Here is a 13,559-nt window from a genome sequence, read left to right on the forward strand (position 1 = left end):
ACGCGCGCTCGCCAGCGCCGCCTCGACGCCCGCATGTCCACCACCGATGACGATCACGTCGCTCATGCTCCCCGGCCTAGTTAAGCGAGGGATGAAGGTCAAAACTGTTCCACGTGGAACACCCTATTTGCCGATGCAGAAGCGTCCGAACAGCGCGTCGAGCATAGCCTCGGTCGCATCCGCCCCGGTCACCCGCGCCAATGCGACGCGCGCACGCCGCAGCTGCTCGGCCAGGATCAGCGGGTCGGCATCCCCGACCAGCTCCCCCATGCCTTCCTTGACCAGCGCGCGCTGCCGGGCGTTGAACGCCGGCAGGTCCGCCCTGGGGAGCAACGCCGTCGCGCGCTCCCCGATCAGCCGCCACAGCGCCGCGATGCTGTCGGGTCGTTCGCTGGCGGTGATGATATCCACCCCGGCCGGCGGGTCGCCGCGCCCCGGCGCGTCGGCCCGCGCCCATACCCAGATCGCGCCCGTCGGGGGCGGATCGTCCCCCAGCCACAGCAGCAGGTCGGCGCGCTCCGCCGCCACCCGCGCGCGTTGAACCCCGATCGCCTCGATCGCGTCCGCCGTGTCGTCCACCAGCCCCGCCGTGTCGGACAGCAGATAGGCGACGCCCTCACGCACGACCGGCGCCTCGACCACGTCGCGCGTCGTCCCCGCGACCGGCGACACGATGGCCGCCTCGCGGCCGCTAAGCAGGTTGAGCAGGGTCGACTTGCCCGCATTGGGGGGACCGGTCAGCACCACGCGCACCCCGTCGCGCAGCCGCTCCACCGATGGGCGGGCGAGCATCTCCGCCATCTCGTCGCGGAGCCCGGCGACCGCCTCGGTAATCCCGTGCGGATCGACCGCGACATCATCCTCGTCCGCAAAATCGATCGCCGCCTCCAACTGCGCCGACAGCGCGAGCACGCGGGCGGTCCATTCGCCCACCACCGCGCCGACGGCGCCCTCGACCGCGCCGATCGCCTGGACGCGCTGCGCCTCGGTTTCGGCCTGGAGCAGGTCCGCCAGGCCCTCCGCCTGCGCCAGATCGATCCGACCATTGGTCAGCGCGCGCCGGGTGAACTCCCCCGCCTCCGCGCCGCGCAGGCCCTGGGCCGCCAGCGCGCGTTCGACCGCCGCCACCACTGCCCGTCCGCCATGGAGGTGCAATTCGACCAGATCCTCGCCGGTCGCGCTCGCCGGGCCGGGGGAGACCAGCAGCAATGCCCGGTCGAGCAGCAGGCCCTCGGCGTCGCGCAGCGGCCGCAACCCGGCCCGCCGCGCCTCGGGCAATCGCCCCGCCAGCGCGCGCGCGGCATCCAGTGCCCCCGGCCCGCTCACCCGCATCACCGCGATCGCCGCCGGTGGCCGTCCGCTCGACAGCGCGAAGATCGTGTCGTTCGCTCCGTCCGTCACTGGGTCGGCTTGCCTCCCGCCTCGAACAACCGCCGCCAGAAGGTCATGCCGGCCTCGCCCATCGGCGCCCAGCTTTTCAGCATTCCTTCCAGCATCTCCGGCTTGACCCCGCCCTCGATCATGTCGCCCAGCCGCGCGACGTAGCGGTCGTGGAGCGGGGTCAGGTCGGGCAGGCCCATCGCCCGCCGCGCCTCTTCGGGGGTCAGGTCGATGTCGATGGTGACTTTCATGATCGGCCCCTTGAGCGGCGCCGGGCATCCCGGCATGGAGAGCGCGCACCATGCCCGTGAAGGCGGGCGCCCCGCAACATCCATCACCGGAGCCCGCCATGACCAGCCTGACGATCGACACCCCGGACGGCTCGGGCCGGTTCGACGCCTATCTGGCCCAGCCCGGCGAGACGCCCCGCGCGGCGGTGGTCGTCATCCAGGAGATTTTCGGGGTCAATGCCGGCATCCGCGCCAAATGCGACGCGCTGGCGCGGGCGGGCTATCTGGCGGTCGCGCCCGACCTGTTCTGGCGCCTGGAGCCCGGCGTCCAGCTCGATCCCGATGTGGAACCGGAATTCCAGCGCGCGCTCGGGCTGATGGGACGATTCGACCAGGCGCTCGGCGTGGCCGATATCGAGGCGACGATCCGCGCCGTCCGCGCGCTGATCGGCGGCGGCAAGGTGGGCGTGGTCGGCTACTGCCTGGGCGGGCGTCTCGCCTATATGACCGCCGCGCGCACCGATGTGGACGCCTCGGTCGGCTATTACGGCGTCGGACTGGAGGGGCTGCTCGGCGAGAAGCACGCCGTCGCCAAACCGCTGCTGCTCCACATCGCCGGCGAGGATCATTTCGTCGGCAAGGACGCGCAGGCAGCGATCCATGCGGGGCTGGACGATCATCCCCGCGTGACCATCCACGACTATCCCGGCGAGGACCACGGCTTTGCCGCCCAAGGCGGCAGGCGCCGGTCCGAAGAGGCCGCGCGGCTGGCCGACGAGCGCACCGCCGACTTCTTCGCAAGGCACCTCGCCTGAATCGGGGGCCCCACGAACTATTACTTCGTGGGGATCACGCGAACAGCGTGGTGATCCCGACCTGGGGGTCGATCACCCCGTCATAGATCATCTTGCCCGCGACATAGACGATCACGATCAGCCCGACATAGGCGATCCAGCGATAGCGCTCGATATACCGCGCGATCAGGTTGGCCGCGAGGCCCATCAGCGCCACCGACAGCACCAGCCCGATGATCAGGATGCCCGGATGCTCGCGCGCCGCACCCGCGACCGCCAGCACGTTGTCGAGGCTCATCGACACATCGGCCAGCGCCACCGCCCAGGCCGCGCCCGCGAAGCTGCGCGCGGGACGGACATTGTCGATGCCGTCCTGCGCCTGGCCGCTATGGTGTAGCTCGCGCCACATCTTCCACGACACCCATAGCAACAACAGCCCGCCCGCGAAGATCAGCCCGACGATGCCCAGCAGCCAGGTCGCGATCAGCGCGAAGCCGATCCGCAGCACCAGCGCGGCGATGATGCCGATCAGGATGACCTTCTTGCGCTGCTCGTCGGGCAGCCCGGCCGCCAGCGCGCCGACGACGATGGCATTGTCGCCCGCCAGCACGATGTCGATCAGCAGCACCTGCCCGAACGCGGCCAGGCGCGAGGCTTCGGTGATGTTGGCGAAGTCGGAGAGGGCGAGCTGCCACATCTCGGACAGGGTGGGCGCGGCGGCCGTGGCCGCGGCGGTGAGCAGGGCGAGGATCATGGGTTTCGCTTAGAGGCTATGCGGGAACGGTGAAACCCCCGTCCCCAGACTTGATCCGGGTCCCGCTTCTTTCCGAATGGGGATCGCGCCGCGGCAAAGCGGCGTCGTCGGTCGTAGCTGAAGCTACGCCGGCCGGACGGCCGCGAGTCCCGCGCCAGCGTGGCGCAGGCCGCGGCTCGTCACTGGTTCATGCTGTCGAAGAACACCTCGTTCGACTTCGAATCCTTCATCTTGTCGAGCAGGAACTCCATCGCGTCGATCGTCCCCATCTGCATCAGGATGCGGCGCAGGACCCACATCTTGGACAGCTTGGCCTTGTCGACCAGCAGCTCCTCCTTGCGGGTGCCCGACTTGCCCACGTCGAGCGCGGGGAAGATGCGCTTGTCGGCTACCTTGCGGTCGAGCACGATCTCCGAATTGCCCGTACCCTTGAACTCCTCGAAGATCACCTCGTCCATCCGGCTGCCCGTGTCGATCAGCGCGGTGGCGATGATCGAGAGCGACCCGCCTTCCTCGATGTTGCGCGCCGCGCCGAAGAAGCGCTTGGGCCGCTGGAGTGCATTGGCGTCGACGCCGCCCGTCAGCACCTTGCCCGAGCTGGGCACGACGGTGTTGTAGGCGCGACCGAGACGCGTGATCGAGTCGAGCAGGATCACCACGTCGCGCTTGTGCTCGACCAGCCGCTTGGCCTTCTCGATCACCATCTCGGCCACCTGCACATGGCGCGTCGCGGGCTCGTCGAAGGTCGAGGACACGACCTCGCCCTTGACGCTGCGTTGCATGTCGGTGACCTCCTCGGGCCGCTCGTCGATGAGCAGCACGATCAGAAACACTTCGGGATGATTGTCGGTGATCGCCTTGGCGATGTTCTGGAGCAGCACCGTCTTGCCGACCCGGGGCGGCGCCACGATCAGCGCGCGCTGGCCCTTGCCCTGGGGCGCGACGATGTCGATCACCCGCGCCGACTTGTCCTTGACCGTCGGGTCGATCTGATCGAGCGTCAGCTTCTCTTCGGGATAGAGCGGGGTCAGATTGTCGAAATTGACCCGGTGCTTGACCGCCGAGGGATCGTCGAAATTGACCGACACCAGCCGCACCAGCGCGAAATACCGCTCGCCGTCCTTGGGGCCCCGGATCTCGGCCTCGACCGTGTCGCCGGTCCTGAGCCCGAATTTGCGCACCTGGTTGGGCGAGACATAGATGTCGTCGGGCCCCGCCAGATAGTTGGATTCCGGCGAACGCAGGAACCCGAAGCCGTCGGGCAGTACCTCGATGGTGCCCAGCCCCATGATCTCGTCGCCATTGTCCGCCTGAACCTTCAGGATCGCGAACAACAGGTCCTGCTTGCGCAGCGTCGAGGCGCCCTCGACGCCGAGCTCCTCGGCCATGCTCACCAGTTCGGCGGGCTTTTTCGATTTCAAGTCTTTGAGATGCATGGGGGGTCTGCCGACAGGGGATCGGGGAAAGCTCGGGATCGCGAAGGGTCGCGTGATACGAAGCTGGAGGCGCGCGAGGCGGAGGACCCGCCTGCGGTTACAACGGCGACCTAAGGGGAAGGCCGCTGCCCGTCAAGGCGGCGCTCAGTCCCGCGCGAAGATCTCGGCGTGCGGAACGACCAGCCCGAGCGCGGGGAGATGGAGGTCGGCGGGCGCCGGATGGGTCCGGTCGGACCAGGCGTCCGGCCCCGTCCGTTGCAGCACCCGGAGCCGTTCGGCGACCGGGTCGATGAAGACGATCGTGTCGATGCCCCCCAGAGCGCGATATTCGTTGAGCTTGACGCCCTCGTCCTGGCGTCGCGTCGTCGGCGACAGGATCTCGATCACGACGCGCGGATCGCGTAGCGTCTTTTCCTCGTCCTCACTCGCGGCATCGCCGTGGCAGTCCACCGACATGTCGGGATAACGCACCGACAGGTCATGCGTCCTGACCGCCATGTCCGACCCGAAGGGCCGGCATCCCGACCCACGCAGCGCACCGCCCAAAAAACGATACAGGTTCATCTGCACCCGCGCATGGGCGCGCGTGCCCCCCGCCATCATGCGGATCACGCCATTGTCGAGCTCGGCCTTGATGTCCGAACCCCATTCGATCCCCAGGAATTGCTCCGCCGTCAGCAAGGTGAGATCGGGTTGCGCCGCCATCCGAGGACCTTACGTCAATCGGCGGCGACGGGGAAGCCGCCGCTCAAGGCTTGACCACCACCAGCACGACGATCAGCGCGATCAGCAGCGCGGGCACCTCGTTGAGCAGTCTGAGCGTCTTGTTCGACACCGTCGCCCGCCCCGCCGCCAGCTTGCGCGCATAGCCGACCGCCCAGCCATGATAGCCCGTCAGCAGCAGCACGAAGAGCAGCTTGCCGTGCATCCACCCTTGGCTCCAGGCGCCCGACATCGTCGCCAGCACCGCGCCCAGCACCAGCACCACGACCATCGCCGGGGTCAGGATGATGCGGCGCAGCTTACCCTCGCGCTCCACCCAGCGCGCGGCGTCGGCGGCGTCCGCCAAATTCTCCTGATGATAGACGAGGTAGCGCGGTAGCGCGAACAGCCCGGCCATCCAGAAGATCACGAAGATCAGATGCGCCGCCTTGATCCAGTCATACGCCACCAGCAACCGCTCCCACATGCCCGCTATCCCCGCACCCGCGCGATCAGCCGCTCGACATGCGCGATCGGCGTGTGCTGGCCGATGCCATGGCCCAGATTGAATATATGGGGCCGCTCGGGAAAGGCCGCCAGCACGCGCGCGACCCCGCGGTCGAGCGCGTCGCCGCCGGTCAGCAGCACCAGCGGATCGAGATTGCCCTGCACCGGCATCCCCGTCGGCAGCACCGCGTCCGCCCAGACCGGATCGACCGTCTCGTCCAGCCCGATCGCGTCGGGCGCGACCCCCGCGGCATAAGCGGCCAGCTTGGCCCCCGCGCCTTTTGGAAAACCGATGATCGGCGCCTCCGGGCACCGCTCCCGCAGGCGGGCCACGATCCGGGCGTTGGGCTCGATCACCCAGCGGTCGAATTGTTCGGGCGACAGCGATCCCGCCCAGCTGTCGAACAGCTGTACCGCTTCCACGCCAGCCTCGATCTGCCGCGCGAGATACTCGACCGTCAGCTCGACGATCGCGTCGATGATCTCCCCGAATGCTTGCTCGTCGGCATAGGCGAAGGACCGCGTCTCGCCCTGATCCTTCGATCCCGACCCGTTCACCATGTACGTCGCCACGGTCCAGGGAGAGCCCGCAAAGCCCAGGAACGTCGTCTCGGGCGGCAGGGCCCCCGCGACCCGCGCCACGGTCGCATAGACCGGCTCCAGCCGCCCTGGTGCCCGCTCCAGCATTCCCAGCGCCGTGTCGACCAGCCGCGGCGTCAGACGTGGCCCCTCGCCCACCCCGAAGCTCAGATCCTGCCCCAATGCCCAGGGCACCATCAGGATGTCGGAGAACAGGATCGCCCCGTCGAACCCGAACCGACGGATCGGCTGCAGCGTCACCTCCGCCGCCGCTTCGGGATCGGTGGCGAGCGCCAGGAAGCCGCCCTTCTCCGCCCTGAGCGCGCGATATTCGGGCAGGTAGCGCCCCGCCTGCCGCATCAGCCACATGGGAGGGATGTCGAGCCGTCGACCCTTGAGGACGCCGAGCAGCGGTTTCGCGCCATAGGGGGCTTCAACGGGCGTCGACAGGGCGGGAGCCTCTCTTCTTCACTAAAGAAGAATCTTGAAAAGGGTTGTGGTGATAGTGGGCGCGTTGGGCACGGGGATTAAGCGCCCGTCCCCGATTTGCCAACAGCCGCGCCGGGTTGTCCACACGCATATCCGGGCGAGTCCGCTTCTCGTCCCCGTTACCCACAGGCAGTGGACGATCGATCCACCTGTGGGCGGGCATGTGGACCGACGGGCGCTTGTCCACCGCCCATCGCTCGCTTGGCGCGAGCGGCCGGTTCCGCTACCCGTCGTCCCCCGGCTTATCCACAGATCGGTCCCGACCCCCACATGATGCTCAAGTGACGCGCCTCCATCTGCATCTCCTGTCGGACTCGACCGGCGAAACGCTCGAGAACATCGCCAAGGCCGCGCTCGCCCAATATGACGCGGTCGACACCGTTCGGCATTTCTGGCCGATGGTCCGCACCGAGGCGCATCTGGAGCGCATCCTTCAGGAGATCGCGCAAAATCCCGGGCTCGTCATCTTCACCCTGGTCAACGCCGCGACCAGGCGGACGCTCGAACAGCGCTGCCGGACGCTGGGGCTTCCCGCGGTCGCTCCGCTCGATCCCGTCAACGACGCGTTGTCGGCGCTGCTCGGCCAGCAGGCCAAGGCACGGCCGGGTCGCCAGCACGTCCTCGACGCCGCCTATTTCGCGCGGGTGGACGCGATCCAGTTCACCATCGCGCATGACGACGGCATCGGCCAGGACGAATGGGAGGAAGCCGACATCATGCTGGCCGGCGTCAGCCGCTCCTCCAAGACCCCGACCTCCATCTATCTCGCCAATCGCGGCTACAAGGTCGCCAACATCCCCGTGGTGGTCGAATCGCCCCCGCCCCGCGCCTTGTACGAACTCAAGCACCCGCTGATCGTCGGCCTCACCACCAGCGCCGACCGTCTGATCGCCATCCGCCGCAACCGTCTGTTGTCCCTGAACCAGGCGACCGAGACGAGCTATGTCGAGCAGGAGTCGGTATCCCGCGAGATCGCCTTTGCGCGGCGGATGTTCGCCGACAATGGCTGGCCGGTGATCGACGTCACCCGCCGCTCGATCGAGGAAACCGCGGCGGCCGTCATCGCCCTGCTGAACGATCGCGACGCGGGCGACGATCGCCGGGAAGGCCGCGCATGACCCTGATCCTCGCCTCGGGCTCGGCCTCGCGCCGGGCGATGCTCGCCGCGGCCGGGGTGCCGTTCGAGGCGATGAGCCCGCAGGTGGACGAGGACGCCGCCAAGGCCGCGCTCGGCCGGGAGCGCCCCCGCGACCTGGCGGACGCGCTGGCGGAGCTCAAGGCGGTGAAGCTGTCGCTCCGCTGTCCCGACGCGCTGGTGCTGGGGTCGGATTCGCTGGTCGCGCTCGACGACGGCACGCTGCTCGACAAACCCGAAAGCCGCGAACAGGCGGCCGACCATCTCGCCCTCATGTCGGGGCGCGTCCACCGCCTCTGGAGCGCGGCGGTCGTGGCGGAGGGCGGTCGCCCCGTCTGGCGTCATGTCGAGGCGGCGACGATGCATGTCCGCCCGCTGTCCGACGGCTTCATCCGGCGTTATCTCGACGCGGAATGGCCGGCGATCGCGGGATGCGTCGGCTGCTACCGCGTGGAGGGACCGGGCGTGCAATTGTTCGACCGCATCGAGGGATCGCATTTCACCGTGCTCGGCCTGCCGCTCCTGCCCGTGCTCGATTATCTGCGCACCCGGTCGGTCATGCCCCGGTGACCGGCCGTTCCAGGCATGACCTTCCAGTGACCTTCCACGCATCCGGCCACGCATCCGGCCGTCCCTATGCCGAGGTGATCGGCGACCCGATCGCCCACTCCAAATCGCCGCTCATCCACGGCTTCTGGATAAATGCGCTCGGCCTCGACGCCGATTATCGCGCCACCCGCGTCGTGTCCGACGATCTTCCCGCCTACTTCGCGAGCCGCCGCGCCGATCCGCACTGGCGCGGCTGCAACGTCACCATTCCCCACAAGCTCGCCGCGCTCGACCATGTGGAGGACCGGGGCGACGTCCGCGCCACCATCGGCGCGATCAACCTGGCGATGCGCGCGCCGGACGGCGCGCTGATCGGCGCCAATACCGACGCCGGCGGTTTCTACGCGCCGATCGCCGGGTTCGACTTCGCCGACAGGCCGGCGGTGGTGATCGGGGCCGGCGGCGCCGCCCGCGCGGTGCTCTTCGCGTTGGCGAAGATGGAGGTCGGCCCGGTCACGATCCTCAACCGCAGTCCGCTCAAGGGGGCCGCGCTTTTGTCCGCCTTCAGGCTCAAGGGCCGCGCCCTGCCCCTATCCGCCCCTGTCCCGCCCGCCGCCCTGCTGGTCAATGCCAGCGCGCTCGGCATGGCCGGCCATCCCCCGCTCGATCTCGACCTGTCGACGCTGCCCGATGACGCGGTCGTCTATGATCTGGTCTACGCCCCGCTGGAGACCGATCTTCTGGCCCAGGCCAATGACCGCGGGCTGGAAACCGTCGACGGGCTCGAGATGCTCGTCGGCCAGGCCGCCCTCGCCTTCGAGTTGCTCTTCGGCATGGAGCCGCCGCGCGAGCGCGACGACGAACTGCGCGAGCTGCTGACGGCATGATCACGGTCGGCCTCACCGGCTCGATCGGCATGGGCAAGTCGACGGTCGCCGCGATGTTCGCCGACAAGGGCGTGCCCGTCTTCGACGCCGATGCCGCCGTCCACCGGCTCCAGGGCCCCGCCGGCCGCGTCGTCGCCGCGATCAAGGCCGCCTTTCCCTCGACCACCGGCCAGGCGGGCGTGAACCGCACCGCGTTGGCGGAGGCGGTGCTGGGTGACGACGCGGCGATGAAGCGGCTCGAAGCGATCGTCCATCCCGCCGTGGGCGAGGAACGCGCCGCCTTTCTCGCCGACCATCGGGGGGCGCCGATCGTCCTGTTCGATATCCCGCTGTTGTTCGAGACGGGCGGCGAGGCGCGGGTCGACAAGGTCGTCGTCGTCTCCGCCGCGCCAGAAATCCAGCGCGCGCGCGTCCTCGCCCGACCCGGCATGACCCCGGCCAGGCTCGACGCCATCCTCGCCCGCCAGCTTCCCGACGCCGCCAAGCGCGCCCGCGCCGATTTCGTGATCGCGACGGACGTGCCGCCGGACGAGACCCGCGCCGCCGTCGCCCGCGTCGTCGCTTGCTTGCTGGCCGGCAAAGGCTGATATCGCCCCCATGCGCGAGATCGTCTTCGACACCGAAACCACCGGCTTCGATTTTTCCCGGGGCGACCGCCTCGTCGAGATCGGCTGCATCGAATTGGTCAACCGCGTCGAGACCGGGCGCAGCTTCCACGCCTATCATCACCCCGAACGCGCCATGCCGCCCGAGGCGGCGGCGGTGCACGGGCTGACCGACGCCTTCCTGTCGGACAAGCCGCTTTTCCACACCCGCGCCGACGAGCTGCTCGAATTCCTGGGCGACGCGCCGCTCGTCGCACACAACGCCACGTTCGATTTCGGCTTTCTCAACGGCGAGCTGGGGAAATGCGGGCGCCCGCTCATCCCGCTCGACCGCATGGTCGACACGCTGCCCATGGCGCGCGTCCGTCATCCCGGCGCCAAGCATAGTCTGGACGCGCTTTGCTCGCGCTTCGGGATCGACCGCTCGCACCGTGTCCTTCACGGCGCGCTGCTCGACGCGCAGCTGCTCGCGCAGGTCTATGTCGAGCTGACGGGCGGTCGCCAGATCGGCCTGGGGCTGCTCGCCGACCAGCCCGCCGCCGCCGCTCCGCTCGTCGCCGATCGGCCCCGTATCGCCCGGCCCGCCAGAGTTTTCGAGCTTGGGGCGGGAGAACTTGCCGCGCATCGCGCGTTCATCTCCACCCTCGCCGATCCCCTTTGGGGGAAGGACGACGCAGCAGTGACAACATGAACGGAGTAGGTTGATGGAGATTCGGGTATCGGGCCACCAGGTCGAGGTGGGCGACGCGCTCAAGACCCATGTCGAGGACCGTCTCCAGGCGATCGCGGCCAAATATTTCACCCGCGCCATCTCGTCCGACACGACGTTCGGCAAGGGGCCGCACGACCATGGCTTCACCTGCGCCATCGCCACCCATGTCACCCGCGGGCTCGTGCTCAAGGGCCGCCACCAGGCCCAGGACGCGCACGTCGCCTTCAACGGCGCCGCCGATCACCTCGAGAAACAGCTTCGCCGCTATAGCCGTCGCCTCAAGGACCATCATGCCCTCGAGACGGTCGAGGTCGCCGAGGCGGGCGCCTACGACAATGCCCGTTACACCCTGTTCCAGGAACCCCATGTCGACGAGGAGGAAGTTCCCGACGCCCCGCTGATCGTCGCGGAGACGCGGGTCGACGTGCCCGACGCCAGTGTCGGCGACGCGGTGATGATGCTCGATCTGCGCAACACCGCCGCCCTGTTGTTCAAGAATTCGGGAACGGGCGATTACAACATGGTCTATCGGCGCGGCGACGGCACGATCGGCTGGGTGGAACCGCACGGCGCCTGACGCTTCCGCAACGGGTCCCGTCGCGCTAAGGGCCGCCGCGCCGGCGGCCGAATTGCGGCCTATGGCGCGACGGGATGACCAACGACCCCATGTCCGATCTGAGCGACTTGTTGCGGCCCGATGCCGTCGCCTTCGACCTGGCGAGCAGCGGCAAGAAGGCGCTGCTTCAGGCGATGGCGGCGCTCGTCGCCCCGCAGGTCGGACTCGACCCGCGTCTCGTCGCCGATCGGCTGGGCGAGCGGGAGCGACTGGGCTCGACCGGCTTCGGCCACGGCGTCGCCATCCCGCACGGCCGCGTCGAGGGACTGACCCAGATCGTCGGCGCCTTTGCCCGGCTCGCCCATCCGGTCGAGTATCAGGCGGTCGACGACCTGCCCGTCGACCTGATCTTCCTGCTGCTGTCACCGGTCGACGCGGGCGCCGATCATCTGAAGGCGCTGGCCCGCGTCTCGCGCACGCTGCGCGACGCCCGCTTCCTCGCCAAGCTGCGCGGCGCCGGGTCGCGCGACGCACTGTTCGCGCTGTTCACGACGGACGAGGCCCGTGACGCGGCCTGAGGGAGAGGCCGCGCATTACCGCGCGCTGGAGTCGCTCTACGCCGCGGCGCCGATCAACAAGCTGTTCGATTCGACGCTGGAGATCGAGTCGGGGGGCTTGGCCCGCATCCGCTTCACCCTCGACGAGCGCCATTTCCACGCCGCCGGCGCCGTTCACGGCACCAGCTATTTCAAGATGCTCGACGATGCCGCCTTTTACGCCGCCAACAGCCTGGTCACCGACCGTTTTCTGCTGACGACCGCCTTCACCCTGTTGTTCACCCAGCCGCTCGGCGTCGGCCCCGTCATCGCCGAGGGACGCTGGACCAACGGACGCCGCCGCGTCTTCAACGCCGACGCCCGGCTGCTCGACGCCGGCGGGGAGGAGGTCGCGCGCGGCACGGGAACCTTCATGCGCTCGCGCATCCCGCTCGCGACGCTCCCCGGCTATCGGACGGCGTGAACGGACGCCTGCCCGCCTCGGTCGTCGCCAGCGCGCTGATCCGGCGCGTCAACGATGCGGGCGGCTTCGCGGTGGTGCGCGCCAGGGGCGACCCACAGGCGGGCGCGCTCCTGCTCCTGACGCGCGCGCGCGACGGGACGACGCGGCTGTTCGAGCGCGGGCTCGGCGCGTCGGGCGCATCGGAGTCGATCGAGTCGACTCCGACCGGCGCCTCCCCGGAGTCGGTCGAGGAATATTGGCGCAAGCGCCGCGCGCGCGACCCCGATCTGTGGGTGATCGAACTGGACATCCCGGACGCGGAACGGTTCGCCGCTGAAACGCTGGGTGGCGATTGACGCTCCCGTCACCCTGGGCAAGGGCGGCATCATCGAAATAAGCGTTGTGCCGAACCCGTGTGCGATACGGTGGCGGTTACGCAGTCGGGGGGCAATCCAGGACCGGCGCGCAGGCTTGCGAAGCTCAAGCCACGCCGCCGGTTCGCGAACCAACCGCATATTTGTGACGACCAGTGACGATCCTTCAACGCGCCGCCACGTTTGCGGTCATGACCCTCGCCCTTGGTGGCCTGATGTCCACCAGCACCATCACCAACGCCGCCGAACTCGACCGGCCCGCGCTGACCACCTCTCTCACCACACCCGCCATCAACGCCCCGGCCCAGACGCCGGTTCCCACGGTTTTTCCGACGCTTGATCCCGAAGCATCCGCCGCGCCGAAACCGGCGCCTGCGACCTTCACCTCGCTCGACCACGCGGTCGCCGCCCATGCCGCCGGCGAGACCGACAATGCCGAGGCGCTTCGCTGCCTCGCCACCACCATCTATTTCGAATCCAAGGGCGAGCCGCTCGCCGGCCAGCTCGCGGTCGCGAACGTCGTGCTGAACCGCGCCAAGTCGGGGCGCTTCGCCGCCGATGTCTGCGGCGTCGTCAAACAGCGCGGGCAATTCTCCTTCGTCCGCCGTGGCGTCCTGCCCAGCGTCGACGCGGTGAACCGCATGTATCGCACCGCCGAAGCGGTCGCCAAGGTCGCCCTGGCCTCCGCGTGGAAGAGCCCCGCGCCCGATGCGCTGTTCTTCAACGGTCGCAAGGTCGGTCTGCCCGGCCGGTTGACCAAAGTCGCGCTGATCGGGAATCATATCTTTTATCGGTGACACGCAGGGCGGGCGGCGCCACCTTGGCGCAGGACCCGCCCAAGCCCGGCCGGGCTAGCATCGCTACGACCGAC

At 68.9% G+C, this 13,559-nt stretch carries 19 protein-coding genes; 11 read left to right on the forward strand and 8 right to left on the reverse strand.

Annotated elements, in window-relative coordinates; translation table 11 throughout:
- The 3 genes from VF592_RS14315 to VF592_RS12520 form a co-directional block, all read right to left on the reverse strand.
- A partial coding sequence (locus VF592_RS14315; RefSeq protein ID WP_414714220.1) for an FAD-dependent oxidoreductase occupies positions 1-66 on the reverse strand: 66 nt, incomplete at its 3' end.
- Between the two features lie 57 nt (positions 67-123).
- Positions 124-1,401, reverse strand: coding sequence for a tRNA uridine-5-carboxymethylaminomethyl(34) synthesis GTPase MnmE (gene mnmE, locus VF592_RS12515; protein ID WP_331005966.1), 1,278 nt, complete (start codon positions 1,399-1,401; stop codon positions 124-126).
- The gene (locus tag VF592_RS12520) at positions 1,398-1,631 is read right to left on the reverse strand and encodes a DUF6489 family protein (protein ID WP_331005967.1); all 234 of its coding nucleotides are present in this window, start codon (positions 1,629-1,631) and stop codon (positions 1,398-1,400) included. The genes mnmE and VF592_RS12520 overlap by 4 nt, the downstream gene beginning before the upstream one ends.
- 98 nt (positions 1,632-1,729) lie before the next feature.
- Between VF592_RS12520 and VF592_RS12525 the strand changes: the two genes are divergently transcribed.
- Positions 1,730-2,425, forward strand: a complete 696-nt coding sequence (locus VF592_RS12525; RefSeq protein ID WP_331005968.1) for a dienelactone hydrolase family protein — start codon at positions 1,730-1,732, stop codon at positions 2,423-2,425.
- A 34-nt stretch (positions 2,426-2,459) separates the two neighbouring features.
- Here the strand turns inward: VF592_RS12525 and VF592_RS12530 are convergent, their stop codons facing one another.
- The 5 genes from VF592_RS12530 to hemE all read right to left on the reverse strand — a co-directional run bounded on the left by VF592_RS12530 (position 2,460) and on the right by hemE (position 6,832).
- Complete coding sequence (locus tag VF592_RS12530) at positions 2,460-3,158, reverse strand: TerC family protein (protein WP_331005969.1); 699 nt, start codon at positions 3,156-3,158, stop codon at positions 2,460-2,462.
- Between the two features lie 179 nt (positions 3,159-3,337).
- Positions 3,338-4,594, reverse strand: coding sequence for a transcription termination factor Rho (gene rho, locus VF592_RS12535; RefSeq protein WP_331005970.1), 1,257 nt, complete (start codon positions 4,592-4,594; stop codon positions 3,338-3,340).
- 144 nt (positions 4,595-4,738) lie between these two features.
- Entirely contained in the window at positions 4,739-5,299 is a 561-nt protein-coding gene (locus VF592_RS12540) for a Uma2 family endonuclease (RefSeq protein ID WP_331005971.1), read from the reverse strand.
- Positions 5,300-5,342: 43 nt separating this feature from the next.
- Positions 5,343-5,783 carry a CopD family protein gene (locus VF592_RS12545; RefSeq protein WP_331005972.1) on the reverse strand — a complete coding sequence of 147 codons (441 nt, stop codon included), beginning with the start codon at positions 5,781-5,783 and terminating at the stop codon, positions 5,343-5,345.
- A gap of 5 nt (positions 5,784-5,788) precedes the next feature.
- A complete protein-coding gene (gene hemE / locus VF592_RS12550; protein WP_331006027.1) occupies positions 5,789-6,832 on the reverse strand; it encodes a uroporphyrinogen decarboxylase in 1,044 nt (347 codons plus the stop codon).
- A gap of 320 nt (positions 6,833-7,152) precedes the next feature.
- Here hemE and VF592_RS12555 point away from each other — a divergent pair, with 320 nt between their 5' ends.
- The 10 genes from VF592_RS12555 (at position 7,153) to VF592_RS12600 (ending at position 13,485) form a co-directional block, all read left to right on the forward strand.
- Positions 7,153-7,989 carry a pyruvate, water dikinase regulatory protein gene (locus VF592_RS12555; RefSeq protein WP_331005973.1) on the forward strand — a complete coding sequence of 279 codons (837 nt, stop codon included), beginning with the start codon at positions 7,153-7,155 and terminating at the stop codon, positions 7,987-7,989.
- Positions 7,986-8,576, forward strand: a complete 591-nt coding sequence (locus VF592_RS12560; RefSeq protein WP_331005974.1) for a nucleoside triphosphate pyrophosphatase — start codon at positions 7,986-7,988, stop codon at positions 8,574-8,576. The genes VF592_RS12555 and VF592_RS12560 overlap by 4 nt, the downstream gene beginning before the upstream one ends.
- Positions 8,577-8,602: 26 nt before the next feature.
- Positions 8,603-9,442, forward strand: coding sequence for a shikimate dehydrogenase (locus tag VF592_RS12565; protein ID WP_331005975.1), 840 nt, complete (start codon positions 8,603-8,605; stop codon positions 9,440-9,442).
- Positions 9,439-10,029, forward strand: coding sequence for a dephospho-CoA kinase (gene coaE, locus VF592_RS12570; protein ID WP_331005976.1), 591 nt, complete (start codon positions 9,439-9,441; stop codon positions 10,027-10,029). The genes VF592_RS12565 and coaE overlap by 4 nt, the downstream gene beginning before the upstream one ends.
- 10 nt (positions 10,030-10,039) lie before the next feature.
- The gene (gene dnaQ, locus VF592_RS12575; protein WP_331005977.1) at positions 10,040-10,738 is read left to right on the forward strand and encodes a DNA polymerase III subunit epsilon; all 699 of its coding nucleotides are present in this window, start codon (positions 10,040-10,042) and stop codon (positions 10,736-10,738) included.
- A 13-nt stretch (positions 10,739-10,751) separates the two neighbouring features.
- Positions 10,752-11,336 (forward strand): ribosome hibernation-promoting factor, HPF/YfiA family, encoded by a 585-nt coding sequence (gene hpf / locus VF592_RS12580; protein WP_331005978.1) that lies wholly within the window; start codon positions 10,752-10,754, stop codon positions 11,334-11,336.
- Between the two features lie 89 nt (positions 11,337-11,425).
- On the forward strand, positions 11,426-11,893 hold the full coding sequence (locus VF592_RS12585) for a PTS sugar transporter subunit IIA (protein WP_331006028.1): 468 nt from the start codon (positions 11,426-11,428) through the stop codon (positions 11,891-11,893).
- Positions 11,880-12,335: a PaaI family thioesterase gene (locus VF592_RS12590; RefSeq protein ID WP_331005979.1), complete on the forward strand. Its 456-nt coding sequence runs from the start codon at positions 11,880-11,882 to the stop codon at positions 12,333-12,335. Before VF592_RS12585 ends, VF592_RS12590 begins: the two co-directional genes overlap by 14 nt.
- A complete protein-coding gene (locus VF592_RS12595) occupies positions 12,332-12,670 on the forward strand; it encodes a DUF1491 family protein (protein ID WP_331005980.1) in 339 nt (112 codons plus the stop codon). Before VF592_RS12590 ends, VF592_RS12595 begins: the two co-directional genes overlap by 4 nt.
- Positions 12,671-12,879: 209 nt before the next feature.
- Positions 12,880-13,485 (forward strand): cell wall hydrolase, encoded by a 606-nt coding sequence (locus VF592_RS12600; protein WP_331005981.1) that lies wholly within the window; start codon positions 12,880-12,882, stop codon positions 13,483-13,485.
- Positions 13,486-13,559: the final 74 nt, after the last annotated feature.

Origin of the sequence: Sphingomonas sp., from assembly GCF_036388435.1 — a bacterium.
Lineage (GTDB): Bacteria > Pseudomonadota > Alphaproteobacteria > Sphingomonadales > Sphingomonadaceae > Sphingomonas.

Coding starts and splice junctions, on each gene's coding strand:
- VF592_RS12520 (WP_331005967.1), bottom strand. CDS start 1,631: ATGAAAGTCACCATCGACATCGACCTGACCCCCGAAGAGGCGCGGCGG.
- VF592_RS12525 (WP_331005968.1), top strand. CDS start 1,730: ATGACCAGCCTGACGATCGACACCCCGGACGGCTCGGGCCGGTTCGAC.
- VF592_RS12530 (WP_331005969.1), bottom strand. CDS start 3,158: ATGATCCTCGCCCTGCTCACCGCCGCGGCCACGGCCGCCGCGCCCACC.
- rho (WP_331005970.1), bottom strand. CDS start 4,594: ATGCATCTCAAAGACTTGAAATCGAAAAAGCCCGCCGAACTGGTGAGC.
- VF592_RS12540 (WP_331005971.1), bottom strand. CDS start 5,299: ATGGCGGCGCAACCCGATCTCACCTTGCTGACGGCGGAGCAATTCCTG.
- VF592_RS12545 (WP_331005972.1), bottom strand. CDS start 5,783: ATGTGGGAGCGGTTGCTGGTGGCGTATGACTGGATCAAGGCGGCGCAT.
- VF592_RS12560 (WP_331005974.1), top strand. CDS start 7,986: ATGACCCTGATCCTCGCCTCGGGCTCGGCCTCGCGCCGGGCGATGCTC.
- coaE (WP_331005976.1), top strand. CDS start 9,439: ATGATCACGGTCGGCCTCACCGGCTCGATCGGCATGGGCAAGTCGACG.
- dnaQ (WP_331005977.1), top strand. CDS start 10,040: ATGCGCGAGATCGTCTTCGACACCGAAACCACCGGCTTCGATTTTTCC.
- hpf (WP_331005978.1), top strand. CDS start 10,752: ATGGAGATTCGGGTATCGGGCCACCAGGTCGAGGTGGGCGACGCGCTC.
- VF592_RS12585 (WP_331006028.1), top strand. CDS start 11,426: ATGTCCGATCTGAGCGACTTGTTGCGGCCCGATGCCGTCGCCTTCGAC.
- VF592_RS12600 (WP_331005981.1), top strand. CDS start 12,880: ATGACCCTCGCCCTTGGTGGCCTGATGTCCACCAGCACCATCACCAAC.